The organism is Psychrobacter sp. Pi2-51, from assembly GCF_904846665.1.
Lineage (GTDB): Bacteria > Pseudomonadota > Gammaproteobacteria > Pseudomonadales > Moraxellaceae > Psychrobacter > Psychrobacter glaciei.
In genome coordinates this window covers 14,429-41,000 of record NZ_CAJHBP010000013.1, presented here as the reverse complement: position 1 = coordinate 41,000, position 26,572 = coordinate 14,429, and the positions used below count along the sequence as shown (strand labels likewise).

At 43.5% G+C, this 26,572-nt stretch carries 21 protein-coding genes; 12 read left to right on the top strand and 9 right to left on the bottom strand.

Annotated elements, in window-relative coordinates; all coding sequences use genetic code 11:
- Positions 1-95 precede the first annotated feature (95 nt).
- The 5 genes from JMY08_RS08530 to JMY08_RS08510 form a co-directional block, all read right to left on the bottom strand.
- Positions 96-731 carry a glutathione S-transferase family protein gene (locus JMY08_RS08530; protein ID WP_201592867.1) on the bottom strand — a complete coding sequence of 212 codons (636 nt, stop codon included), beginning with the start codon at positions 729-731 and terminating at the stop codon, positions 96-98.
- A gap of 30 nt (positions 732-761) precedes the next feature.
- Complete coding sequence (locus tag JMY08_RS08525) at positions 762-1,439, bottom strand: type 1 glutamine amidotransferase domain-containing protein (protein ID WP_010201076.1); 678 nt, start codon at positions 1,437-1,439, stop codon at positions 762-764.
- A gap of 174 nt (positions 1,440-1,613) precedes the next feature.
- Positions 1,614-2,663 carry an NADP-dependent oxidoreductase gene (locus tag JMY08_RS08520; protein ID WP_201592865.1) on the bottom strand — a complete coding sequence of 350 codons (1,050 nt, stop codon included), beginning with the start codon at positions 2,661-2,663 and terminating at the stop codon, positions 1,614-1,616.
- A gap of 309 nt (positions 2,664-2,972) precedes the next feature.
- The gene (locus JMY08_RS08515) at positions 2,973-4,184 is read right to left on the bottom strand and encodes an iron-containing alcohol dehydrogenase (RefSeq protein ID WP_189584749.1); all 1,212 of its coding nucleotides are present in this window, start codon (positions 4,182-4,184) and stop codon (positions 2,973-2,975) included.
- Positions 4,185-4,440: 256 nt separating this feature from the next.
- Positions 4,441-5,043 (bottom strand): TetR/AcrR family transcriptional regulator, encoded by a 603-nt coding sequence (locus tag JMY08_RS08510; protein ID WP_201592863.1) that lies wholly within the window; start codon positions 5,041-5,043, stop codon positions 4,441-4,443.
- A gap of 377 nt (positions 5,044-5,420) precedes the next feature.
- Between JMY08_RS08510 and JMY08_RS08505 the strand changes: the two genes are divergently transcribed.
- Positions 5,421-6,905, top strand: coding sequence for an aldehyde dehydrogenase family protein (locus tag JMY08_RS08505; protein WP_201592861.1), 1,485 nt, complete (start codon positions 5,421-5,423; stop codon positions 6,903-6,905).
- A 124-nt stretch (positions 6,906-7,029) separates the two neighbouring features.
- Here the strand turns inward: JMY08_RS08505 and JMY08_RS08500 are convergent, their stop codons facing one another.
- A complete protein-coding gene (locus tag JMY08_RS08500; protein WP_010201084.1) occupies positions 7,030-7,278 on the bottom strand; it encodes a hypothetical protein in 249 nt (82 codons plus the stop codon).
- A 480-nt stretch (positions 7,279-7,758) separates the two neighbouring features.
- Between JMY08_RS08500 and JMY08_RS08495 the strand changes: the two genes are divergently transcribed.
- From JMY08_RS08495 to JMY08_RS08480, 4 genes are all read left to right on the top strand, one after another.
- Positions 7,759-9,141 (top strand): DASH family cryptochrome, encoded by a 1,383-nt coding sequence (locus JMY08_RS08495; protein ID WP_201592859.1) that lies wholly within the window; start codon positions 7,759-7,761, stop codon positions 9,139-9,141.
- Positions 9,141-9,434 (top strand): DUF3429 domain-containing protein, encoded by a 294-nt coding sequence (locus tag JMY08_RS08490; RefSeq protein WP_201592857.1) that lies wholly within the window; start codon positions 9,141-9,143, stop codon positions 9,432-9,434. Before JMY08_RS08495 ends, JMY08_RS08490 begins: the two co-directional genes overlap by 1 nt.
- A 305-nt stretch (positions 9,435-9,739) precedes the next feature.
- Complete coding sequence (locus JMY08_RS08485) at positions 9,740-10,981, top strand: NnrS family protein (protein ID WP_201592856.1); 1,242 nt, start codon at positions 9,740-9,742, stop codon at positions 10,979-10,981.
- A gap of 69 nt (positions 10,982-11,050) precedes the next feature.
- On the top strand, positions 11,051-11,563 hold the full coding sequence (locus JMY08_RS08480) for an Rrf2 family transcriptional regulator (protein WP_201592855.1): 513 nt from the start codon (positions 11,051-11,053) through the stop codon (positions 11,561-11,563).
- An 88-nt stretch (positions 11,564-11,651) separates the two neighbouring features.
- Here the strand turns inward: JMY08_RS08480 and JMY08_RS08475 are convergent, their stop codons facing one another.
- From JMY08_RS08475 to JMY08_RS08465, 3 genes are all read right to left on the bottom strand, one after another.
- Positions 11,652-12,398, bottom strand: coding sequence for a hypothetical protein (locus JMY08_RS08475; protein ID WP_201592854.1), 747 nt, complete (start codon positions 12,396-12,398; stop codon positions 11,652-11,654).
- A 355-nt stretch (positions 12,399-12,753) separates the two neighbouring features.
- A complete protein-coding gene (locus JMY08_RS08470; protein ID WP_201592853.1) occupies positions 12,754-13,500 on the bottom strand; it encodes a hypothetical protein in 747 nt (248 codons plus the stop codon).
- A 146-nt stretch (positions 13,501-13,646) separates the two neighbouring features.
- Positions 13,647-14,588 carry a dienelactone hydrolase family protein gene (locus JMY08_RS08465; protein WP_201592852.1) on the bottom strand — a complete coding sequence of 314 codons (942 nt, stop codon included), beginning with the start codon at positions 14,586-14,588 and terminating at the stop codon, positions 13,647-13,649.
- Between the two features lie 580 nt (positions 14,589-15,168).
- Between JMY08_RS08465 and JMY08_RS08460 the strand changes: the two genes are divergently transcribed.
- From JMY08_RS08460 to JMY08_RS08430, 7 genes are all read left to right on the top strand, one after another.
- Positions 15,169-16,323 carry an MFS transporter gene (locus tag JMY08_RS08460; protein WP_201574497.1) on the top strand — a complete coding sequence of 385 codons (1,155 nt, stop codon included), beginning with the start codon at positions 15,169-15,171 and terminating at the stop codon, positions 16,321-16,323.
- 209 nt (positions 16,324-16,532) lie between these two features.
- On the top strand, positions 16,533-18,203 hold the full coding sequence (locus JMY08_RS08455) for a fatty acid--CoA ligase (protein ID WP_194619924.1): 1,671 nt from the start codon (positions 16,533-16,535) through the stop codon (positions 18,201-18,203).
- Positions 18,204-18,448: 245 nt separating this feature from the next.
- A complete protein-coding gene (locus JMY08_RS08450; protein WP_201592851.1) occupies positions 18,449-20,494 on the top strand; it encodes a propionate--CoA ligase in 2,046 nt (681 codons plus the stop codon).
- Between the two features lie 161 nt (positions 20,495-20,655).
- Positions 20,656-22,044 (top strand): GntP family permease, encoded by a 1,389-nt coding sequence (locus JMY08_RS08445; protein ID WP_201592850.1) that lies wholly within the window; start codon positions 20,656-20,658, stop codon positions 22,042-22,044.
- Positions 22,045-22,682: 638 nt separating this feature from the next.
- The gene (locus JMY08_RS08440; RefSeq protein ID WP_189584786.1) at positions 22,683-24,167 is read left to right on the top strand and encodes a CoA-acylating methylmalonate-semialdehyde dehydrogenase; all 1,485 of its coding nucleotides are present in this window, start codon (positions 22,683-22,685) and stop codon (positions 24,165-24,167) included.
- 162 nt (positions 24,168-24,329) lie between these two features.
- On the top strand, positions 24,330-25,490 hold the full coding sequence (locus JMY08_RS08435) for an acyl-CoA dehydrogenase family protein (RefSeq protein ID WP_010201119.1): 1,161 nt from the start codon (positions 24,330-24,332) through the stop codon (positions 25,488-25,490).
- A 277-nt stretch (positions 25,491-25,767) separates the two neighbouring features.
- Complete coding sequence (locus tag JMY08_RS08430) at positions 25,768-26,550, top strand: enoyl-CoA hydratase (RefSeq protein ID WP_201592849.1); 783 nt, start codon at positions 25,768-25,770, stop codon at positions 26,548-26,550.
- Positions 26,551-26,572 lie beyond the last annotated feature (22 nt).

Sequence of the window (26,572 nt, the reverse complement as noted above, 5' to 3'; positions counted from 1 at the left end):
TACAGTTATTAATGGAATAAAACAACAAAAATAGCCCAAGATAGACTTGGGCTATTTTATCATATTTTTTATTGAGCATTTATTATGAAGCTTGTTTACGCTTGCTTTGACTCGTCATGCTCAGCTTCAAGATTCATCGCACGTTGATAGCTATCAAGACTGGCCAGCTTTTCAGCATATTGTTTAATATGTGGATAAGCGTCTAGTTTTTGACGTTGAGCAAGAATGATCAAGTCAAACGACAGCATAAAATCAGCACCACTCAATTTATCACCCACAATAAACGACTTACCCTCAACTGAGGTGTCTAAATATTTGAACAGTCTGGTTTTTTCTATCTCTATATAACCGTTCAAAAACTCATTGTCGTTGATACCTGCTTTTTTGGTAAACAATTCAAGCATCAATGGCAACATCAGCGAGCTTTCGGCAAAGTCAATCCACTGTAAATAATGCCCATAATCGGTGCTATCAGGAGCAGGGCGTAGACGATCTGGCGCAAAGCGTTCGATCAATAGCTCAGTAATGGCCCCTGACTCCGAGTATATTTCACCATCCATTTCAATGACCGGTGATTTACCAAGAGGATGCACAGCTTTTAAGCTATCAGGTGCCAGATGCGTTTTAGCATCACGCTGATGACTGACGATCTCGTAAGGGACGCCAAGCTCTTCTAAAAGCCATAAAGTACGTAGCGACCGTGATTGGTTGAGATGGTGTAAACGAATCATAATAGTAGCCTTTTTACTTTGTTAATTGGATCAACCGTTAAGCTTTGCCATTAGACGCTTAGCTGCTTCTTCTGACGATGCTGGGTTTTGACCTGTGATTAACAAGCCGTCTTCTACCACAAACGATTCCCAATCAGCTGCTTTTTCGTAATTACCGCCATTGGCTTTAAGCGCATCTTCTACTAAGAAAGGCACTACATCTGTAAGGCCAACTGCGTCTTCTTCTGAATTGGTAAAACCAGTAACAGTTTTACCTTTCACTAGGTACTCACCATCAACTTTGACGTTTTTAAGCGCGGCAGGAGAGTGACAAACAAAAGCAACAGGCTTATCTTGTTTTACAAAGGTCTCGATCAGATTGATAGAGTTTTCATCAACTGCCAAATCCCACAATGGGCCGTGACCACCAGGGTAAAAGACTGAATCAAAGTCTTCTGCTTTCATATCAGCCAGTTTTTTGGTGTTGGCTAAATGCTCTTGAGCGTCTTTATCATCTTTAAAACGGGTGGTATCTTTTGTTTGCGCATCTGGTGTGTCGCTACTAGGATCTAGCGGTGGCTGACCACCAGCAGGAGAGGCGATCGTGACATTGGCGCCAGCATCAAGAAAAGCATAGTAAGGTGCGGCAAATTCTTCTAGCCAAAAACCTGTTTTCTTACCAGTATCGCCCAATTTATCGTGTGAAGTTAGTACCATTAAAATATTCATGATTGTCCTTATTTATTATTAACGTTGTTTTTAAATGATTTATTGTTAGCAGCCATCTTTAACCAATCGTACTTAGTCAATAATAGCGATGACTGCCAATAGTATTCATGGTTAAGATGTCATTTTCAGTGGTTGTCTTAACAAATTATGTTGTTAACTCGTTATCCAACCGATTTATTCAACATCAGATACTTTTACGACGGTCTTACCAAAGTTATCACCATTGAGCATGTCAACGAAGGCGTTCGGTGCGTCATCCAAGCCATCTGCAATGTATTCTTTGGTTTTGACATCACCTGATTCTACCCATTTGCTCATGGTTTCTAAAAATTCTGGGAAGTGATCGCCATACTCTTCAAAGATGATGAAGCCTTTGACGGTTAAACGGTTGGCCAATACTTGACCCATTAGCATACCCAAGCGGTCTTTGCCGTCAGGTAAGTCAGTGGCGTTATATTGTGATACTAGACCACATACTGGGATACGGGCATGCGCGTTCAATAGCGGTAATACTGCATCGAACACTTTACCGCCAACGTTTTCGTAATAGATGTCGATACCATCTGGGCACGCTGCTTTTAATTGCTCAGCGAAGTCATCGGCTTTGTGATCGATACAGACATCAAAGCCAAGCTCGTTGACCGCAAAATCACATTTTTCTTTGCCGCCTGCGACACCGACAGTGCGCAGACCATATTGATTACCCACTTGACCGACAGTTGCACCGACAGGTCCAGTGGCAGCCGCGACAACTAAAGTTTCGCCTTTTTGTGGTTTGCCGATATCGGTCAAACCCATATAACCAGTAAAGCCTGGCATACCTAACACGCCTAAGCCGTAAGACGGGTTTGACATATTTTTATCAAGCTTAAGAACACCTTCGCCATCGCTGACGCTGTAGTCCTGCCAGCCTGAATTTGAGACTACTAAATCGCCTTTGGAGAAACCATCGACATTGGATTCAACGACTTGAGCGACTGTGCCGCCCATAATGACATCACCAACTTCTAAGGGATCAGCGTAGCTTTTGGCATCGCTCATACGTCCGCGCATATACGGGTCTAATGATAGATAGACCGTACGCAGTAGCATCTCACTGTTATTGGGTGTTGGGATGTCGCTAGTAGCCATGTCAAAATTTTCAGCTTTTGGCTCACCAGTAGGACGACTGGCCAGTTTGATTTGACGATTTTTTTGTTGGTTTTGTTGTTTTTCAAAGCTCATAGTAAAGCCCCTTTTTTATTTATTGAGTGTTAGATGTTGATTGTCAGTTAATGACTAATACTTAGAGAGTTAACTGTTTAATCATTGGGTATTGCATAGCCGTTTTTTAATAGTTATTGGCTAGTTACTGATTGAAAACTAATTACTGATTAAGAGGGCAGTAACTACTCACTGTTGAATAGTTACTGTTATTTTGACGATACTTTCATTTTCACGACAATATCATTTCGGATAGTGTCATTTAAAGGAAGACAGTCACAAACAAATACTATTTAACCTAACATCGCATTTGTTTGCTGTATTCGTTGGTTACGAAGCCTTGCTAGTAACCGCACGGTCCAAGATACGACGTGATACGTCAAGATCATTTTTGCCGTGCTCACCCAGCTTGACCATGTTATGAGCTTCAAGTTGTTTGATAATAGGATCAATGGCAGCATTGTCTAAATCAACATCTTCTAAACTTACTGGCAAGCCAAGCTCGCGGAAGAAGTTTTCAGTGTTGACAATCGCTGTCTCAATGATGGTGTCATCATCTTGGTCAGTATCGGTGAGGTTCCATACGTTACGTGCATACTGAAGCAATTTCTCTTTTTTGCTTTCTTTTAGCTCGCGCATTACTGATGGTAAAACGATGGTTAATGTACGTGCATGATCGATAGCGTGCAATGAAGTCAATTCATGACCAACCATATGCGTCGTCCAATCCTGTGGCACACCAGTACCAATCAGACCGTTCAGTGCCATGGTCGCTGTCCACATAATATTTTTACGCGTTTCCATGTTTTCTGGGTCTTTTTTGACTGCTGGACCTTCTTCAATCAGAATTTTCAACAAGCTCTCAGCAAAGGCATCTTGCACTTTTGCATTGACTGGATACGTTAAGTATTGCTCCATCACATGGACGAAGGCATCGGCAACGCCGTTCATTACCTGACGCTCAGGCAAAGTCAATGTCTTAGTAGGATCTAAGATTGAGAACTTAGGGAAGGCAAGTGGGTTACCAAACGGTAGTTTTGCTTGGCGTTCGCTATAGTTGACAACGCCGCCAGAGTTCATCTCTGAACCAGTCGCTGGAATCGTTAAGACTGCACCTAGATCAACGGCAGAGTCGATATTTCTGCAATAGCTTGTCAAGGCATCCCATGCTTGATCGCGTGAGACAGTACCGTCTTCTTCTGTTAATGAAGCCACAAGCGCCACAAACTTACTGCCATCAATGACCGAACCGCCACCGACTGCTAATAAGAAATCAATGTTGTGCTCGTTAACCATGTCAGCAGCTTTTAATAGTGTGACGAATTCTGGATTTGGCTCAATACCACCAAACTCAAAGACAGTACGGTTTCCGCTCGCAGACAAAGCGTCTTTTACTTCGTCTAATGTACCAGTGCGCTGTGCTGAACCGCCACCGTAAGTAATAAGAACACGGGCATCAGTAGGAACTAGATCTGATAATTGCTCGATTTGACCTTCACCAAAAACGATACGTACTGGATTGTAATATTGAAAGTTATTCATAATTTTCCTAAAATTTGTAGAGTGTATGTCTGAAATTAAAAGCTAAAATTCGTGATGCTTGTTTTAAACATCTGCAGGCATTGTACATTAATTAGACCGGTCGTCTAGTGTTTTCTGTAAATAATTACAAAAGTATCATAAACCAAATGATATGAATCCAACGAACCGTTATTTACTATTAAGGTGCTTTTTATTGAAAACACCTAGTAATTGAGAGTGGTGATTTAGACTAACGACTGAGAATAAGTAAAGACCGTTAGCGCCCCATTTGCGAAGTCGTCATTTGCCAAACTTCCGAAAGCGGCGTATTGGTTTGACTGGTCTTAGCGATTAAGCTGGCTCCGAGCCATGCAAAATACCAGCGCTTAGCCATACTCTCGGCAGCGATATTGTCAGGCTGTGGTACAGAACCATCAACCCAGCCCGCTTTTATTTGTGTGGCTAGCCAAGTGACGGTCTGCTGATAGCCAGCATTTAACGCCTCACGCATCGTCTCTGACATGTCTGCCACTTCGGCGCTGAGCTTGACGACCAAGCATTTCTCGTGGTCACAGCCATTCTGCTGGGTGTCGTACCAGTTTTGAAAATAGTTATACAGTTTTTGCTGCGCACTCACATCTTGTCCACCGATCGCTTCTAGACGATGCTTATAATTGACAAAATAGTGACTGATAATCGACTCGCCAAAGGCTTCCTTTGAGGCAAAATAATGATAAAACGAGCCTTTGGGTACCCCTGCAGTATCCAATATTTGCTTGATACCAACAGCGGTAAAGCCTTTTTTGGCTATTAATTGGTAGCCAGTCGCAAGTAAATGAGCTTTGGTATCGGGTGTAGTAGTGTCTGTTATGTTAGACATAGGTAGGATGTTCTCCTTTAGTAGAAGTATTTATATAAGATAGTCAGCGTTCATTTGAACGTCATGTTGATAGCGTATTGTAATAGGATATATTTATAGGTGTTACGTTTTATCAACAATATTTACTGACAAAGTAGTCTTGTTTTATTGATAGCTATGGTAGCATTAGACCAGTCGTCTAGCAAGGTAGGTTTTGTTGTTATCCGTTATCACAGCGTCTCTATTTTAAATGATGGCTTTTAATTAATAGTTTAACCATAACTTCAGACTTACTACTTATAAGATATGCTTTTAATTGAGATATCTCCGACTTAATAATTTTATTCAAATAATCGAAAATAAACATTCAGCACAACAAACCAAAAATAAGGCTAATTATGTCAACCAATAATACAACTACCAGTGCATATACTGACTTCCATTTGCAGTTCATCGCTGGTGAATGGCAAACAGGTAAGGACGATAGCAGCAATACTAATACCAATCCCTATAATGGTGATACGCTCGTAGAAATTCAGCAAGCGACCAAGGATCAGCTTAATGAAGCATACGATGCTGCGAGCCAAACTCAAGAAGCATGGGCTAAGCAAACGCCTGCAACGCGAGCCGCAGTGTTATATAAAGTGGTCAACATACTAGATCAGCGCCAAGAAGAAATCGTTGATTGGCTAATCAAAGAGTCGGGCAGCACCCGTATCAAAGCGATGGTCGAATTCAGTGCGACGCGTGCGATTACCCTTGAAGCAGCGACGTTCCCTAACCGTGTACATGGTGAGATTCGCCCATCGAACACGCCTGGTAAAGAAAACTTTATTTATCGTGAGCCTATCGGTGTCGTAGCAGTTATTAGCCCATGGAACTTTCCGCTACATTTGACTCAGCGCTCTATCGCTCCAGCCCTAGCGCTTGGTAACGCGGTGGTACTTAAGCCTGCTAGCGATACGCCAGTGACAGGTGGTTTGCTATTGGCCAAAGTGTTTGAAGAAGCGGGTCTGCCAAAAGGTTTACTAAACGTCGTAGTTGGCTCAGGTAGTGAGATAGGCGATGCAATCGTTGAACACAAAGCGCCAAGCCTAGTGTCGTTCACAGGTTCGACCTCAGTGGGCAAACATATCGGTGAGTTAGCGAACGGCGGTGAGTACATCAAACAAGTGGCGCTTGAGCTTGGCGGTAACAGCCCATTTGTCGTACTAAAAGATGCTGATATCGAGCAAGCAGTAAAAGCGGCTGCCTTCGGTAAATTCTTGCATCAAGGTCAAATCTGTATCGCGATTAACAGAGTTATCGTAGAAGACGAGATATATGATGATTTCGTAGAGCGTTTCTTAGCGCATGTCAAAACATTGAACGTCGGTGATCCTAATAAGCAAGATACCGCTGTTGGTCCAATCATCAACGAAAAACAAGTTAAATCGCTCAAAGAAAAAATCGCTAAAGCTCAGGAAGAAGGTGCAAAAATGATACTAAGTGGCGAGATTCAAGGCCAAGTCGTACCGCCGCATATCTTTACCGAAGTCACTCGCGAAATGGATCTATCACGTAATGAAGTGTTTGGACCACTGGTCGGTATCATCCGTGCTAAAGACGAAGACGATGCACTATCGATCGCCAATGATTCTATGTATGGTCTGTCTAGTGCCGTGTTCACTGCTGATATGCAAAAAGGCCTGCGCTTCGCTCGCGGTATCAGAGCTGGCATGACCCACATCAATGACATCTCAGTCAATGATGAGAGCAATACGCCATTCGGTGGTGAGAAAAACTCAGGTATCGGTCGCTTCAACGGTGAGTGGGTATTAGAAGAATTCACTAGAACACATTGGATCTCAATGCAAAATGAGCCACGTGAATATCCGTTCTAATTGTCTTAAATGATTTTAAACTAAAATAACAGTTAATAAAAAAGACCGCTTTGATAGCGGTCTTTTTTTTGTGTGATATTTGGCAACTTACTGAGAATGATGTATTTGAAAGTTAGTCAATAACTCATCTGGCATGAAAGCCCAGTAATCCTTCAATCTCTTCAATAGTCATACGTCTCACCAGTGCTTGTTCTTCTACTGACAAGCGATTGGTATGTTCTTTTATCATCGTATGAATACTCCGCGATATCTCAGAGGTGGTCGCGTAATACATTTGAGGCTGCTCTTTTGTCAGTCTCATCAAAAATCGATTAATAAGTTTACGCTTTTCATCTGATTTATTTTCTTCAGTCGTAGTATTATTTTGAGTCATGATGTTCTCCTAGAGGTAAGCCATTTAAGCAGTCAGACACATGAGAGTCAATGCTTATAAGTGGTTTCTGGGGCTGAGCGCATTGCCTTACAAGTATTAGGCTAGCATCAAAGTTGAATGCTAGGGCGTGTTGAACATTCACAAATAGGCACTGCTGATCGCTAAAACTGTTTCAGACAAGGCGTAAAACGACGGTAATGCTCATGCCTTAACTAGGTTTACAACGCACTGCTTATATAGATCTGGGGGGCAGTTTTAGCATCGGCTCGAAGAGACAGAACTATTTTTTGCCATTTCATTGTTAAAAATACACGCTTAGAATGACTAAACTTACTATTTTTAACGTCGAACTGTCTAAAAAATAGTCTCTGTCAGAGCCATGGTCGAATGTTCAACACGCCCTAAGTATGTGTTATACCGTATATGATACTTTAAGATTAAAAATAATAAATCAGTGCTAAGTAGCCAGAAGGATAGGGTATGTCAAATCAAGCAGCGAACAACTCAGAGAACAACAATGTCACATTAGTACTATTTCATAATGACTTGAGAGTGGCGGACAATGCCACTTTATTGAAAGCATCTAAGATATCCACTGATGGAAAGCTGCTATTGGTTTATGCGTCATTGTTGACAGATATATTAGATAATAAAGACCATTACGATGCCTATCGCTATGAGGCTATGGGGCAAGCTCGCCAGCAGTTTTTGCATGAGAGCTTGGCTGATTTAAATGCGTCACTAGAGCCGCTTGGTAATAGGTTGCTGTATTTACAGAAAGGCGAAGAAGCATTGGACTTCTTTACTCAGTTGAGTGATCTAATAGAGCAGCAACAAGTGACGGATATCTGCATCAGTCAAACGGCAGATTATAATCAAAACAAAGTATATGACCTTATACAGGCGAAATATCCAGAGATACATTGGCATATCCAGACAACGGCAACTTTGTTTGACGAGTTACCGCTAGAGAACTTACCCAAAAGCTTTACGCAATTTCGTAAACAAGTCGAAACCGATTATGATTTGCTGCATGCAGAAAAAGATATAGTGATTTATCCAATGCCAGAATCACTTGCTCCATTACCCGAAAGTATGATGAGTAGGGACGAGTACTTTTTTGAATCTCAGTTGTCTGATCAGGCAGGGCGTGCCAAGCCATCACAGCAGCCATCCAGTTTTACAGGTGGTGAGTTAAATGGCCTCAAGCACTTACATACCTATTTTGATTCTGATGCACCGAGCACTTATAAAACCACACGAAACGCGCTAGATGACTGGATACGTTCTACGAAGTTTTCCGCATGGCTTGCAAACGGCTCACTATCTGTAAACACAGTATTAAATCGTCTACGTCGTTATGAGTGCGATATCATCGCAAATGATTCTACCTACTGGATATGGTTTGAGCTGCTGTGGCGTGAGTATTTCTACTGGTATGCTGTTACCCATCAGCAAAAGTTATTTTGGTTTAAAGGCATCGCTCAGCACGCGCCTTCAACCCAATTGGACGAAAATCTGTTAGCACAATGGAAAAACGGTACAACACCGTATCCTATCGTCAACGCTTGCATGAATCAATTGAGTACGACAGGCTATATGTCAAATCGCGGGCGACAACTGGTTGCTAGCTGCTTTATCCATGAGCTAGGGCTTGATTGGCGTTACGGGGCAGCTTACTTTGAGCAACATCTTGTTGATTACGATGTTGGCAGCAATTGGGGTAATTGGCAATATCTGGCAGGCGTGGGTGCTGATCCAAGAGGATGCAGACAGTTTAATCTCGACAAACAAACCCAGCAATACGATCCAAATGGTGAGTTTATCCGTCAGTGGCAAAGCAACACTCAAAAGAGCGATTAATGTATATGGCAGGCGCGCATTGGGGTAATCATTTGAGCTTGGCTGATGACAATAAGTGGGCAGTTAGGCTTCCACTGTATAGCAATGTCATTGCGCTTGGCCTTTGGCTTGGTTTTTTGAGCTTATCCGCCAGTAGTTTTATTTGGCTATTAGTGATTGGTTTTATAAGCCTGCTAGTTATCGATTATAGTCTGCATCGAGCGCAGATTATCAGTCATACATACTTTCAAGTGAGGAAGTATGTCACGACGATAGTGGTCATATCGTTAGTCATCGCGGGATTACAGTTGTAAGTGGTATTGACTAAGTCATGTCCAAATAATAGTCAGTTGGCTTTCTCTATTTTTATATAGTCAAATCCATATAAATCCGCTACATCGTCATCCTCGCTAAGCATACTAATGTATAACTTGCGCTCGGTTTCCTTGTATCGAGATTATTTGAATTCAACTATACTTGAGATTTTGCTTCTATAGATTTCCGTAGGCGCTGCACTTTAATGGATAGAATATTTCAATAATCAGACTAAATAACTATAACATTCATTTAAAATGAATGTTATAGTTAAAGTCATCTATATTCCTCTAAGAAGATGGCTATGCACTCTATCAAGTTACCTAGCAAACCACCAAGCTCTCCGCATCCTATCCTTAATTTGAGCTTTCGCCTATTTTTCAGCGCTGCTGCGCTATTTGCTGTGGCAACGATGCTGCTATGGGCTTTTGTGTTTACTGGTCATACAAATATCGATGCACAGGTATTGAATCCGTTGTATTGGCATGGTCACGAGATGATTTATGGTTATGCACTCGCAGTGATTGCTGGATTTTTGCTAACAGCGGTGAAGACTTGGACAGGGGTGATGATGCCGCATGGTTATTCGCTACTGGCAATCTTTACTTGTTGGTTGCTGGCGCGTTTAGGATGGTTGGCTTTTGGGCTTGGTGTCGCTATTGCGGGGAGTAGTGTGTGGTTACTATATGCAGCGGCACTATTTGATATGTTGTTCATCGGAGCGATGGCCTTTGTCGTATGTCGTGCAGTGCTACAAGTTAAGCAATATAAACAAATGGGAATTTTGGCAAAGCTGGCGCTATTAACACTGGGCAACGGTCTGTGCTACTGGGGCATTATCAGTGCTGATATGGCCATTACCAGAGTAGGTATATATCTAGGCTTTTACTTAATTATTGGTCTGGTATTAACCATCGGGCGACGGGTCGTTCCTTTCTTTATTGAGCGCGGATTAAGTGGGGGTGGTACAGACAATGTAATGCTACGAAATAGTAAAATTCAAGATATTGCCAGCTTGGCTTTTTTCTTCGCTTTCTTTATTAGTGATGTATTTTATCCAAATAAATATTTGCTGACGGTTACCGCGCTCGGTGTAGCAGTGATTAATATCATTCGTTTGCTAGGATGGTATAATCGCGGTATTTGGCAAAAGCCATTGTTGTGGTCATTGTATATTGCGTTTTTAGGAATGTGTCTGAGTTTCTTATTGTATGCATTACAGCCTTGGCTAGGTTATCCGCACAGCATCGCTATGCATGGACTGGCAATTGCAGGGGTTGGTATGATGACCGTGGCGATGATGACGCGGGTATCGCTTGGACACACGGGTCGCAGTATTCATCAACCACCAAAAACGGTAAACGTTATGTACGGTTTGATGGTATTGGTATTTATCAGCCGAGTGCTATTACCGCTGGTCGATATGAGTCATTATCTAGCATGGATTATGGTGGCTCAAAGCGCGTGGATTGCTTGCTTTGTATTATTTTGCATCAGTTATTTGCCGATGCTGACACGACCGAGACCAGACGGCTTATTTGGGTAATGTGCTTTAGCTCATCAATGTTGAAACCGTAAAATTTAATACTCTCAAATCAGACAGGAGCGTGAATCAATGCGATTAACCAATTATAGTGACTACGCACTGCGCTCATTAATTTACTTAGCAGTGAAGCCAGACCCACACTCACTGTCTAATATCAGTGACATTGCAGACAGCTATCATATTTCTAAGAGCCACTTAACCAAGATTATTCATCAGCTCGGTCAGCTCGGGTACATTGATAGCGTCCGTGGCAAAAATGGCGGTATTCGGTTGGCTTACGCCCCAAAAGATATCAACTTAGGCGTACTGATTAAACAAATCGAACCAGATTTTGCGTTGGTAGAATGTTTTACCGCGCAGTTGCCCAATACCGAGACAAAACCTCATTCAACAGGCTTACCCATCACCTTGATAGCGGAATCAGCACCGACGCCTACTGTGGGCTGTGTAATTAGTCCAGTCTGCCAATTAAAAGGGGTGTTTTTTGAAGCGCTCACTGCTTTTATTACCGTGCTTGAGCGTTATACGTTGGCAGATATCATCAATAATGAGGATGAGCTGGCGACCTTGTTATTTAGATAAGGTTGTAGCCACCTCAAGACATAAAAAAGGGCTACCAAAATGGCAGCCCTTTTTTTCACAAAATACGTCGGTCAAAATACGGTACAGGCTATGCTTTTTCTAGCTTTGGACGTGCTTTATCAATGGCTTTTAGCAGTGCTTTTTCAAACTCACCTTCTTTAAATCGAACCAGATAAGAATGCGCTGCGCAGAAATTACGGACGTCGCGCCATTCGTGTGCCAAGTTGGTCGCCCAGTCGCAATATTGCGCGCCAGCGTTTGGCTCGTTTTTCAGTGCTTTTTTGGTCGTAGGATGCAGTATTAGCTCAGGCAATACAGCCTCTAGTAATTTCATTGGTGGACTCATAAGAGTGTCATCAACGTGTAAGCTCTGGCTGGCTGGGTGATAAGCCAATAAAGAACCTGCATGGATCATCTCGTTAGGCGAGATATAGTGGACACCTTCAGATAACGAAAATTTTAATTCAGGGTAGCGCTGTGCCACCGCTTCGCTCTCAACCAAATCCTCTGCCCACTTAATTTCTGGCATTTTTTTGTGATGACGGCTGCTGCCATAGAATGTTGCTTGCGGAAAGTCTTTTGCCATTTGTGCACAGCTCACCGTGTGGAAAGGATGAACGTTAAGTACCGCTTCGACATCTTGACCATTATTGGTTAGTGTCATGACTTCATCTCGAACGTCACCCGTCAAGGCGTAACTGTCCAAAAATATAAAGCGTCCCGATGCCAGCTTGACCAGCGAGCATTGAGTGCCGATATTTAGCACGCCACCTATGCGAAAGCTTCCGCGTATGTTCCAAAATCCTGAGCCTAAATCTATAATTTTATCTGTCATAAATATTGTTCCTTAATTGATCAATAATGAGGTGTAGCAATTTAATAGGGTAGTTATGGGTGACTATAAAAATAGTAAATCACTAAATATAAGCAATTAAATATAAGTCACTAAGTTTAGGTCACTAAATATAAGTCACTAAATATAAGCAACTATAAATACCAAGATATGGATAATGACGTATGACAGGCGTAAAGTCTGTTATAAAAAAGATGTCAAAGACGGCAATATCCCATCGACACCATGAGTTCAATAGAAATTGTGATGAACCACCCATATTTTTCAGCGTTTTTTGATGTTGATAGCTTTTTTACGCTTGTTATTTATTATGGTTTCTTGGATTTGTTTAAGTCATTCAAGCCTTTTTAAGCTCAGGACGGGCGCTGTCAATAGTTGCTAATAGCGCTGCTTCAAATTCACCTTCTTCAAACACTACCAAACCTGAATGCGCACTACAAAAATTGCGCACGTCACGCCAGTCATGCGCCAAGTTGATGGCCCAATCACAATAATCTTTGCTAGCATTTGGCTCATCTTTGAGTGCTTCTATGGTCGTGGCATGTAAGTTTATACCCGCTTGTACCGCATTAAATCGCTTCGAAGGTGGCGTCTCGATGGTATCGTCGACATATAGACTTTGGCTGGCAGGATGAAATACCAAGAGCGAGCTCGAATGTACAGAGTCATCAGGAGCAATATAGTAAATGCCTTTTGGCAGTGAAAATTTAAGCTCAGGATAACGCTCGGCGACCGCTGCACTTTCAACGTAATCTGCACTCCAATTCACTTCTGGCACTTCCTTATGGTGACGTGCACTGCCATAAAATAGAGCATGTGGAAAGTCTTTTGCTACTCGCGCACAGTGCACCGTATGAAAAGGATGCACATTGAGTACCGCTTCTATGTCCTGCCCATTATTGGTCAGCGCCATCACTTGCGCGCGGACCTCTCCAGTGAGCGTATAACTGTCCAGCAGCACAAACTTTCCAGAGGATAATTTTACCAATGCTGATTGATTGCCTATATCAATCATGCCTTGTCTCACGAACGAGCCGCGAATATTCCAAAAACCTGCACCCAAATCATGTATCTGGTCTTTCATTGTAGACAGTCTCCTTTAAGTCATAGCCAATTTAAAAGTCATCGCTAAATTTAAATTTTCTTAAGCCATATTAAGTTTTGTTAAGTCATAATAGTACGCAAATAAAGGAGTAATTAAAGCAAATGTCACCATTCCTATACACCGCTTTACGAACAGTCTTTATAAGCATAAGTAGAGATACGAGGGTTTTTGCTGTAGTTTTCGTTGGCACATAAAAATTTATCGAAGCGTGTGTCATTATTGACATAGCGCTGCATCCAGGCGATACCAGGTTTACTCAGCAGTATCTCGTTAAAGCGGTAGGTTGGACAAAAATGACTGCCATTGTCCACCTCAATTTTCATCTTGGGGCCGGTGGCATTATGATAAAAAACATTGGTATATTTCTCATTAGTGGCAATACGGTCACGCTCGCAGGCGATGACTAAAGTTGGTGTCTTTACCTCGCCATAGCTTTTGTCATGATAGGGTGCGAGTGGCATAATGGCTCGTACTGTGCTGCGCTCCTTTGCTAGCTTAAGCGCACCGCCACCGCCCATAGACCAGCCGATAGCGCCCAATCGCTTAGGATCTATCTTATTGCCAACGGTATCATCAGCGATTATGTGGTCTAGTGCGGCATTCAATTGAGTAGCTCTACTATTCGGATCGTCATAGATAGAGTTGGTATCGATAGTGATAACGACGAATCCCCAAGAAGCCAAACGCGGTCCCCACCATTTGATAGCAGCCTCGTAAGACACGTAACCTGGAACCACAGCGATAGCACCTAACAAGCCGCAACCGATAGCATCGGTTGGGTAGTGAATCGTGCCACCACCGAAGCCCTTTGCTGATTGGCGCGCAACGTGTTTGGTACTGACAGAGAAGGGGCCGTTATCACGAGTATCTGACAGAGCAGCTGCCGTGATTGCGCTGTCAGCAATACAGTCTGATGGTAATGTTGGTAATGTTGGTAATGTTGGTAATGCTTCGTTTGCTGAAATAGTCGTGGTTTCTGATAAGCTGACTTCAGCCAAAGTTGGCACAGAAAAAATCAGTGCGCCCATGGCGATAGTGGCTTTTTTAAGCCAAGCATTTTTTATCATGATAAATATTCTTTTAAGTGAAAGTCGTGTACTTGTGCTGAGCGGCTTAGTTATATTGTTTTATCTTATACTTAAGGCAAAACAATAGTAGACATTAATCTTGTCATTGTCAAAGCTGTGCGCTGTCTGCACGGTATCGAATGCGACTAGGTGGCAGTGCAAATTTAAAAGGTAAAGCGAGGCTGCTTTAAAGAAGTGAATTTCTATAGATGACGTGGGCATCATAGACATAAAATCGTTGGTAATTAATGGTTAAATAACAAAGCTAATGTAGTGCCAATAACACATCTAGAACTGAGTATATGGCTTGATGTGATAACATAAACCGCTTGTCTTTACGATATGAATGTATCATTTAAAGAGACTGTCTTACCTTCTGGATTTATCGTGCAACTAGATTTATTGTGCAGCGTGTTTAGAACATAGCTCTGTCACCCGTCTCTCATCCAAGCCAATAACAGGTGTGTATCACTGTCGTGGCATAACCAATAAAGTCAGCCTTCTTGTGAATCATTCTAACGACCAGACTCAAAATACCGTTCCACAGCCTTCTGTCTCACCAAATCATTCAACGTCATGGGTGTTAAAGCTCACCTTTGGCTTGATTGGTATGTTCGCTTTTTTACAAGTGTATTCTATTCAAGCGGTGCTACCCGTCCTGATGGTAGATTTTGCGGCGACTGAAGTGCAAGCCGGTATGATCGTTGGGGCAACCGTGTTGGCAATCGCCATCATGTCACCGTTTTTGGGCATGCTCTCTGATGCGGTCGGGCGTAAGTCATTTATCGTTGGTGCTTTGCTATTTTTAGCGATACCGACGGCGCTCATTGCGCAAAGCCCTAGCATTGGTTGGATGGGTATATGGCGCTTCATACAAGGACTCTCTGTGCCCGGTATTACCGTGGTGACCATTGCCTATATCGGAGAAGAGTTTGAGGGTCGGGCTGTCACTGAGTTGATGTCATTTTATGTCTCAGGTTCGGTATTTGGCGGCTTTATGGGGCGGTTTTTGCTCGGGCATTTACACGAGCTTATCGGCTGGCGTGCCGGCTATTATGTGATGGCAGCGATGACGCTGATAGGTGCGCTCTGGGTCGGTAAAATGCTGCCCTCATCGCGTCACTTTGAGGCCAATCCGAACTTTCACTCAGCGATACAGACGCTGGGTGAGCATTTGACCAATCGTTACGTTGTGACCGCCTGTTTGCTTGGTGCTTGTGTATTATTCTCATTAGTTGGCTGTTTTACCTTTATTAATTTGCACCTAACAGGCACGCCATATGAGCTCGGTACGGGTGCGCTGGCCAATATTTTTGCGGTGTACTTAATTGGGGTAGTCATTACGCCATTGTCCTCTACATTGCTACGTCGATTCGGTTCAGCACGAACCGTTCGGGTGGCCGTTATTGTGTCGATATTTGGGATGTTATTGACGCTGGTGACGCCACTTTGGGGTATTGTCGTAGGACTGGCGATTATGTCCTCTGGCGTGTTCGTCACTCAGGCGGCAACGATTAGCTATATCGCGGTCAATGTCAAAAAAGGTCGCTCACTGGCTTCTGGCTTATATTATATGGGCTATTATGCAGGTGGCACCCTAGGGGCATGGCTGTGCGGGATAGCGTACGCGCGCGGTCAATGGTCACTTACCGTATGGCTGTTATTATTCGTGCAAGTATTGGCATTATCGGTCGCCAGTTTTGGCATGATAAAAACCAAACCCCGAACCACTTAACCTATATATAGCCCGTCAAATATGACATAAAAATCACAGCTACTATCTTAATACTTACGTAAGCAGCCTTTACATGGTTGAGGTTTTTTCTTACTATCATTACAAGGTTTGTCGAGCATATTTTTTATTAAAATAATAATTTCAGTTCGCCTCAAACCCTTTAATAACCATTAAAATTACTGTAAATAATTAACAAGGACGTCAGATTTATGTCAAATATCTATCACAGTGCGCCAGCTGCTTATGAGTTCCCATTACTGATTAAGCAGTTGTTAAACCGTGCCAAAACCGTCTCACAAGATCAAGAAATCGTTTATGCAGATAAAAAGCGCTTCACTTATAAAGATCTGTTTAATCGTATCAATCGCTTGGCTAATGTTTTAGCCGACCTAAATCTTGATACTGGTGATGTGGTTGCCGTCATGGATTGGGATAGCCATCGCTATTTAGAATCCTACTTTGCGGTGCCGATGTCGCAGTATATTTTGCAGACCGTCAATATCCGTCTATCACCAGAAAAGGTGCTGTACACCATCAATCATGCAAAACCAAAAGTGCTAATGCTGAACTCTGAGTTTGCCGCACTGGTGAAGGATTATCAGTTTGAAAACTCCAGTATCGAGCATATCATTTGGCTAGATGACAATGGTATGACGGTAGAAGGCGTTTTTGGTGATAACCAAAGTCGCGTAACGGGTGAGTATGAGGCATTGCTAGAAGCCGCTGATGACACTTTTGAGTTTCCAGATTTTGATGAAAACACGATTGCGACGACTTTTTATACTTCAGGCACCACAGGCGATCCAAAAGGCGTGTTTTTTAGTCATCGTCAGTTGGTACTACATAGTATGGCAGAAGCCGCCACGCTGGGTATGTTACCGAACAAACAAGGCGTGAGTAACGGCGATGTTTATATGCCGATGACGCCGATGTTCCATGTGCATGCATGGGGTTTTCCTTTTACCGCGACCATGGTTGGTCTAAAGCAAGTCTATCCAGGACGTTATGCGCCTGATACTTTGCTCGATTTAATCATCAACGAAAAAGTTAGCATCACCCATTGTGTGCCGACGATTTTGCAAATGGTACTCAAAGAAGCGCAAGATCGAGGTGCCAGTTTTAATGGTCTAAAAATGATCATTGGTGGTTCAAGATTGACCGAAGGGTTAGCAAAATCTGCATTGGCGCAAGATATCGAAGTCTATACGGGCTACGGTATGTCGGAGACAGCGCCGCTCATTAGCCTGACAGAATTTAGCCTCAACGAGCCAGAAATGACGGAAGAAGAAGACATCGCTCGCCGTTGTATGACTGGTAAGCCAGTAGTTATGGTGGACGCCCAGATATGGAGTACGAATAATGAGCCAGTTGGTACAGGTGAAGAAAATACGGGCGAGCTGGTACTGCGCGCACCGTGGTTGACCCAAAGCTATCTAAAAAATGACGATGCTGGCAAAGAGCTGTGGGAAAACGGCTATATGCATACTCAAGATATCGCCTATGTACGCCCTGATGGCTACATTAGAATCACGGACCGTCTAAAAGATGTGATTAAATCAGGTGGCGAGTGGATTTCATCATTAGAGATTGAGACGATTTTGTCGCTACATCCATCAGTGGCTGATGTGTCGGTCATTGGCGTTCGTGATAAACAGTGGGGCGAGCGTCCATTGGCGTTAGTGGTGCTCAAGCCTAATGCTCAAGAGACCAAAGTCGAAGATATCAAAGCCATTGCTGAGAAAGCGGTAGAGCGCGGTATCATTCCTAAGTATGGTGTGCCCAGTCAGTTCAAGTTCGTTGATGAATTGCCCAAAACTTCTGTAGGCAAGCACGACAAAAAAGTCATGCGTGAGATGTATGCCGATCAGACCGAAGTATAACTTTACGTGTCTTATTATCTAAAGTCGTCAGCTGTTAAAGTGTTTAAATGTTCATTATGATCGAACAGATTAAACGCTTAACAGTTGACCTTTATTGTTAGCTCTGCTACATTTTAAACCGATACATTATGTATCGGTTTTTCAGTTCTGGCACGGATGACCAGTACCTCATTACGATATTGTTTATCACAACTATATTCAAAACTATATTGCATCATATCTTGTTTACGCTAAGGACAGCTATTATGAGCGACCCAATCAACAACCAAGTGGCAACCGAACTTTCTGAAAATGGCCAAACTCAAGCCACTCAGACCCCGAGCTTTGCTGATATTTACCACAGCTCTATCAACGATCGCGAGCAATTCTGGGCAGAGCAAGCGAAACGTATCTACTGGCATAAAGAGCCGGAACAAATCCTTGATGACAGTAATTTGCCGTTTGCTAAATGGTTCGTCGGCGGTGAGACCAATCTCTGCTATAACTGCGTCGATCGCCACCTGCCTGATCGTGCTGAGCAAGATGCTTTTATTTGGCTGTCCTCAGAGATCAATCAAGAGCTAATAGAAACCTTTTCCACCGTGGCTGATGCTTTTAGCGATTTGGGCAATAACGTTGAGTTCTATACAGACTATACCAAGCGTCGCCTAACCTATAATGACTTGTATAAAGAGGTCAACTACTTCGCGGATGTGCTGCAACGTCATGGTGTTGGAGAGGGCGATCGAGTCATTATTTATATGCCGATGATTTTGGAAGCCGCTTATGCCATGTTGGCTTGTGCACGTATCGGTGCCATTCATTCGGTGGTATTTGGTGGGTTTGCCGCGCACAATTTAGCCATTCGTATGGATGATGCCGAGGCAAAAATGGTCATCACGGTCGATGCTGGTCTGCGCGGTGGTAAAGTTATCAATTACAAAAACCTTGTCAATCAAGGGGTAGAGCAAGCGACAGCCAAGCCTGAGCATGTATTGGTCGTTGATCGTGGTATTTTACCTTTTGCAGCGCAAGCGATAGATATCGATTATGCGACTGAGCGCCGCATCAGCTGCGAGGCCAATGCCATCGTTGATCCCGTATGGTTAGAGTCCAACACCCCATCGTATTTACTTTATACTTCTGGTACGACTGGTACGCCAAAAGGAGTGCAGCGTGACACGGGCGGTCATGCCGTGGCGTTAACGACCTCGATGGACTATATTTATGATGGTAAAGCTGGTGAGACCTTTTGGGCAATATCCGATATTGGCTGGGCAGTGGGTCACTCTTATACTATTTATGCGCCATTGCTGGCAGGTATGACCAGCGTTATGTACGAAGGTCTACCGCATCGTCCCAATCCGGGCATCTGGTGGCGTATCGTTGAGGCCAACAAGGTGAATATTCTTTTCACCGCGCCTACAGGTGTGCGTATGCTCAAAAAGCAAGATGAAACTTGGATGACACGCTATGATGTCTCTAGTCTTAAATCTTTCTTTTTAGCCGGTGAGCCGCTTGATCAGTCCACAGCAGATTGGTTAAAGAAACATCTGGGTGTGCCTATTTTAGATCATTACTGGCAGACTGAGTCCGGCTGGCCAATCCTAAGCAATACCCCAAAATTTGATGATAAACCGCACAAACAAGGCTCACCTGGTTATCCGATGTATGGCTATGATGCGCATGTGATCAATGAAAAAACAGGCGAGCGTTGTGCTGCGGGCGAAAAAGGCTTGCTGGCAATTACTGCGCCACTACCACCTGGCTGCCTGACAACCGTATGGCGTAATGATGAGCGCTTTATTAGCAGCTACTTTAGTTTAGCTGATGGCAATGAGTACTCTACATCAGACTATGCCGTAACTGATGAGGATGGTTGCTTTTATATCCTCGGCCGTACCGATGATGTCATCAATGTCGCTGGTCATCGGATTGGTACTCAAGAGATTGAGGAGGCGATTAGCACCCATCCTGAGATGGCTGAGTGTGCCGTTGTGGGCATTCATGATGAGCTCAAAGGCGAGTTACCCATCGCGTTTTGTGTGCTAAGAGACCACACCCAAGTGGCCACAACCGAAAACCGCTTTCGCCTTGAGCAACAAATCATTGGCGCAGTCGTCAAGTCGCTTGGCGGCATTGCGCGTCCAGCAGCGGTTTATTTTCCGCAATCAGTACCAAAGACCCGTTCTGGTAAAATACTACGCCGCGCCATACGTGCGCTGGCCGAAAACAAGCCCACAGGAGATATGTCAACACTCGACAATCCAGCAGCGATTGATGCAATTAAGCAGTCTATGAAAGATTATTAGAAAATAATCAGCCTAGGTCTTATTGGTTAAAGTGTGCTAGATATTCAAAAATAGTCTCTGTCGGAGCTATGGTCGAATATCTGGCACATTTTAAGAGAATACCCAATTTTACCTAGTGCATTTCTACGACTTATTCGTTTGCGTTAAAGGAAGTTGCTGTTATGGATATTTTTGCCATCGTATTGTCTTTGGTCTTGTTAATGTATTTTGCTTATCGAGGAGTGAGTGTTTTAATACTAGCCCCTGTTCTTGCCATTCTAGCTGTTGTTCTAAGCGGCGTTGGCAGTCAAAGCATGGGAATGTATACCCAGATATTTATGGAGGGGATGGGCAGCTTTGCGGTTAAGTACTTTCCCTTATTTTTACTCGGGGCTATTTTTGGCAAGCTGATGCAAGACTCAGGCTATGCTTATGCCATTGCCAAAACTTTAGTGACAAGATTAGGAGACAAGCATGCCATGCTATCGGTGGTATTGGCTTGCGCTATTCTTACTTATGGCGGGGTATCCGCTTTTGTGGTTACTTTTGCCATATACCCGATTGCCGCTGCTTTGTTCAGACACGTCAATATTCCCAAAAGATTGATACCGGGTGCGATTTGTATTGGTGCCTTAACACTGACCATGACCGCATTACCGGGTACCCCTTCAATTCATAACGCTATTCCCATGCCTTACTTTGAGACAGATGCGTTTGCAGCGCCTGGATTAGGCATTATTGCCGCAATAATTATGCTGGGTGGCGGTATGTTATGGATGAGTCGCCAACTTCGTATTGCCCGTGTGAATAATGAAGGGTATGGCAATCATACTTTAAATGAACAAGACAGCCCTTCGAACAATGATATACCCAATTTCTGGCTAGCACTATTGCCCATTGTCATCGTCATATCAGGCAATTATGTCTTTTCAAAGATCATAATACCTTTGTGGAGCAACAGCTACTTAGCTGATGAAAAATTTGGAGGGGTAGAACTAAGCTCGGTCATTGGTATTTGGTCCATAATTCTATCGTTGGTTTTGGCTTGTATTTTTGTTATGGCATTTAATTTTAGAAGAATGGACAGTGTAAAAGAAAGTTTAAACAAAGGCGCTATGGGATCTTTACTGCCAATTTTTAATACGGCATCAGAGGTAGGCTATGGGTCTGTTATTGCGACGCTTGCAGGCTTTGCCATTATCAAACAGTACCTTATGGGGTTTGCGCCAGGTAATCCATTGATATCTGAAGCGATCATGATTAATGTTTTAGCGGGTATCACAGGATCAGCGTCTGGTGGGTTGGGTATTGCCTTAGAGATTATGGGCGCAAGTTATATGCAATTAGCAGAGCAGTATAATATTGACCCTGAACTGATGCATCGTATTGCTTCTTTAGCAGCAGGTGGGCTGGACTCATTACCACATAACGGGGCCATCATAACCATGCTCGCTATTTGTGGGCTCACCCATAAAGAGTCCTATAGAGATATCTTTGTGACGGCTGTCCTAGTCCCATTGATAGCACTAATCACAGTGATTACCTTAGGAACAATGTTTGGGTCGTTTTAATCCTTTGTAGAATGATAGTTTGTTACCTAGAAACAAGGTAAACGCTTTAATTTATATAAAAAACTTGTTTATATTGCTACTTATGTTGTTTTTTACTCATATTTCACCTTTGAGCTCATGGACTCTCATGGGCTTTTTTTGTTCTTAAATTTTACTCTTGGTGTTTCAGCTATAGTCAAAGAATTTTAGAATCGCTACAAGGCGACCGACCGCAGCTAGTACACTGAGCGCATTTAGGACGGGTAACACCGTAGCGGTTTAACAGTGCCTTGACTATATCAATAGATAATGGCTGATATAAATTTATGATGTCTATGTTTAACGTTCAGGTTTAAAGTTCAGATTTGACATTCAGGTCTAGCGTCGATATTTACCGTCAAAAATACGACTCGGGAGGCTAATAGGCTTTTACCAGCGCCCATACTAACAAGGATATTTTTCTTTAGAAGGAACTCCTTTACTAAAACTTCAACAAAGCCCTTGACCCTAAAATTGTTTTATTGTTATAGTCAATAACGATACGTAATAAATCATTTTATAATTAACGTGATTTGTAGCAACCTATGAATTTTTAATCCTCCTCATAACTATAAAGACACCGTTACGCGGTAGTCTCGCAAACAAGATAAGGATATCTTATGCACCACGTTCAGCAGCTCATCAATGGCCAGTTTGTTGATTCTAATACCAGCGAGTGGATTGATATCACCGATCCTGCCACCCAAGAAGTCATCGCTAAAGTCCCGCAGACCACAGATGATGAAATCAATCAAGCCGTTGCTGCTGCCCAAGCGGCTTTTCAGACTTGGCGCAAAACACCGATTACCACTCGTGCTCGTATCTTTTTAAGATACCAAGCGTTGATCCGTGAGCATATGGATGAACTGGCAGCAATCTTGACCGCTGAACAAGGCAAAACGATTGCAGATGCCCGTGGTGATGTATTCCGTGGCCTAGAAGTGGTCGAGCATGCCGCAGGTATTGCAAATTTACAGGTTGGCGATTTCGTTGAAAACGTGGCCTCAGATGTGGATACCTACAGTATTTGGCAGCCACTTGGCGTTTGTGCAGGCATTACACCCTTTAACTTCCCAGCGATGATTCCGCTTTGGATGTTCCCGATGGCGATTGCTACGGGCAATACTTTTATTTTAAAGCCTTCTGAGCAAGATCCAATGGTCACCATGCGTTTGGTGGAGCTGGCAGTCGAAGCGGGCGTACCCGAAGGCGTACTAAACGTGGTACATGGCGGCAAAGCGACCGTTGATGCTATTTGTGACCATCCCGATATCAAGGCGGTTTCTTTTGTTGGATCAACCAACGTTGGCAAACACGTCTACGAGCGTGCCAGCAAATCAGGCAAGCGTGCCCAGTGTATGATGGGTGCCAAAAACCATGGCGTTATCTTACCTGATGCCAATAAAGAGCAAACGCTCAATCAACTAGCGGGTGCCGCCTTTGGTGCTGCTGGTCAACGTTGTATGGCGCTGTCAGTCGTGGTGTTAGTCGGTGCTGCTGGTGAGTGGATTGATGACATTAAAGCCAAAGCAGAAGGCTTAATCGTCTCAGCTGGTAAGCATGATAAAGACTTAGGCCCACTTATTTCTCCTGCCGCCAAGGCTCGTGTTGAGCATTTGATTGGTACGGGTGTAGAAGAAGGCGCTAGTCTGTTGCTTGATGGTCGCGGTATCACCGTCGAGGGCTATGAAAAAGGCAACTTCGTCGGGCCAACTATCTTTGATAATGTCACAAGTGATATGCAGATTTATAAAGAAGAAATTTTTGGTCCAGTGCTTTGTATTATGCGTGCCGCCAGCCTTGATGAAGCGATTGAGCTGCTTAATGCCAATCCACATGGTAATGGTACGGCTATCTTTACCCAGTCAGGCGCTGCTGCACATAAATTCCAGCAAGACATTCAGGTCGGTCAAATCGGTATCAACTTGCCGATTCCTGTGCCGCTACCGATGTTCTCATTCTCAGGCTCACGTGCCAGTAAGCTCGGTGATCTCGGTCCTTATGGTAAGCAAGCCGTTCAGTTTTATACTCAGACCAAGACGGTAACTGCACGTTGGTTTGATGATGAGGCGAGCCGCGGCGTCAATACCACTATTTCAATTTAATCGTTAATCCACTATACGTGTGGTATAGCGCCAATCATGTTTAATATGTTTTTTAATATCAAAGCATAATTTTGTGATGGTCGTTATGCCACTGCTATACTGTATAAACGATATTAAACGAATGACTCACCATATTTGCTTTGCAAGCACAAGGATGATCTTATGGATTTCTCATTGACAGACGACCAAATTGCCTTTCGCCAAACTGCCAGACAGTTTGCGCAAAAAGAGCTAAAGCCAAATGCCGCTGAGTGGGATCGCACCTCACATTTCCCAGTCGATGTTATCAAAAAATCAGGTGAGCTTGGGTTTTTGGGGCTGTATACCAATCCAGACTATGACGGTTTAGGATTACCGCGCTTAGATTCTGCTATGGTTTTTGAAGAGTTGGCATGGGGTGATACGTCCGTGGCGGCTTATATGAGCATTCATAATATGGCAGGCTGGATGATCGGTGAATATGGTAGTGATGTCCTATGCAAAAAATATTTGCCGAAGATGGTCAGCGGTGAATGGCTTGGCAGCTACTGCTTAACGGAGGCGAATGCCGGTTCTGATGCGGCCTCATTGCGTACCAAGGCTGATAAGCAAGGCGACCATTATGTGCTTAATGGGGAAAAAGCCTTTATCTCCGGTGCTGGTGAGACTGATGTCTTGGTAGTGATGGCACGGACAGGTGGTGCAGGGCCAAAGGGCATCTCAGCATTCGTTATCGATGCGCATAGCGCAGGTATTGAATATGGCAAAAATGAGCATAAGATGGGCTGGAAAGCGCAGCCAACGCGAACTATTAGCTTTAAAGACGTCAAAGTGCCAGCAGAAAACTTAATAGGCGAGGAAGGTCAAGGCTTTCGTATCGCTATGAAAGGCTTAGATGGTGGACGTATCAATATCGGTATCTGTGCAGTTGGTACGGCACAGTCAGCGCTAGAGACCGCAACCAATTATGTGCAGGAGCGTAGTCAATTTGGTAGCCAGATTGCCAGCTTGCAATCAGTACAGTTTAAGCTTGCTGACATGCTGACGCAAACCATTACTGCACGGCAAATGCTGTATTTGGCGGCTAGTAAAGTCGATAACAATGATGGACAAGCGTCTACCTACTGCGCCATGGCAAAGCGTCTCTCGACTGACCTTTGTTTTGATGTCGCCAATGAAGCACTACAGCTACACGGTGGTTATGGCTATCTAAATGAATATCCACTTGAGCGCCATGTACGAGATTTGCGTGTGCATCAGATTTTGGAAGGCACTAATGAGATCATGCGAGTGATTGTCTCGCGTCAGCTATTGCAGGACGATGCGTTGGATCAATTACGTTAACTGCATTAGGGCGTGTCTTCAATTCAATCGATAGTCATCTAAATGGGCTAAAAATGGCTAAATCTTGCCAAACATCGTCAAATAGCTGGTTAATATCCCGATATTATCTGCACTATTTTTCTTGTTTGACGGCAATTTATCTCATTTTTATCACCATTTTTGAAATGAAGACACGCCCTAGTCAGCTAATCTGGCTTAGCTATGATTAGCTGCAGCTTTTGTACCTAGCGCCTAACCAATAAACCATACCAAATTCAGATAAAATAAAGGATTATTTATGACGGATTATACCAATCTCAAGTTATCGATTGACGGTCATACTGCTACTGTGACATTGAATAACCCGCCAGCCCATACATGGACAATGGATAGTCTGCCAGCGCTAAAGCAGCTGGTGACTGATCTTAACGCCAATGATGATGTTTATGCCTTAATCATTCATGGCGATGGTGAGAAGTTCTTTTCAGCGGGTGCAGATTTAAATAATTTCTCGGATGGTGACAAGGGTCGAGCAATTAGCATGGCCATCGCTTTTGGCGACGCGTTTGAAGCATTGTCGGCTTATCGCGGTGTCAGTATTGCGGTTATCAACGGCTATGCCATGGGCGGCGGACTTGAGTGTGCGTTGGCATGCGATATCCGTATCGCAGAAGCACATGCACAGATGGCCTTACCAGAAGCTGGTGTTGGTTTATTGCCATGCGCGGGTGGCACACAGAATCTAACAGCTTTAGTGGGTGAAGGCTGGGCAAAGCGCATGATATTGTGCGGCGAGCGTATCGATGCAGAGACAGCGTTACGTATCGGCTTGGTTGAAGAAGTCGCTGCTAAAGGAGAAGGGCTACAAGCAGCACAAGCATTGGCGAAAAAAGTCGCTAAGCAATCACCCGTTGCCGTTAGTTATTCTAAAACACTTATTCAAGCTGCTAGAAATACCCCGCCTGCGCAAAACCTTATCCATGAGCGCGAAGCTTTTGTTAAATTGTTTGATACCAACGATCAGCGCGAAGGCGTACAAGCATTCTTAGAGAAGCGCAAACCTACTTGGCAAAATAAATAGTCTGTAGGCATGTCCTGATATT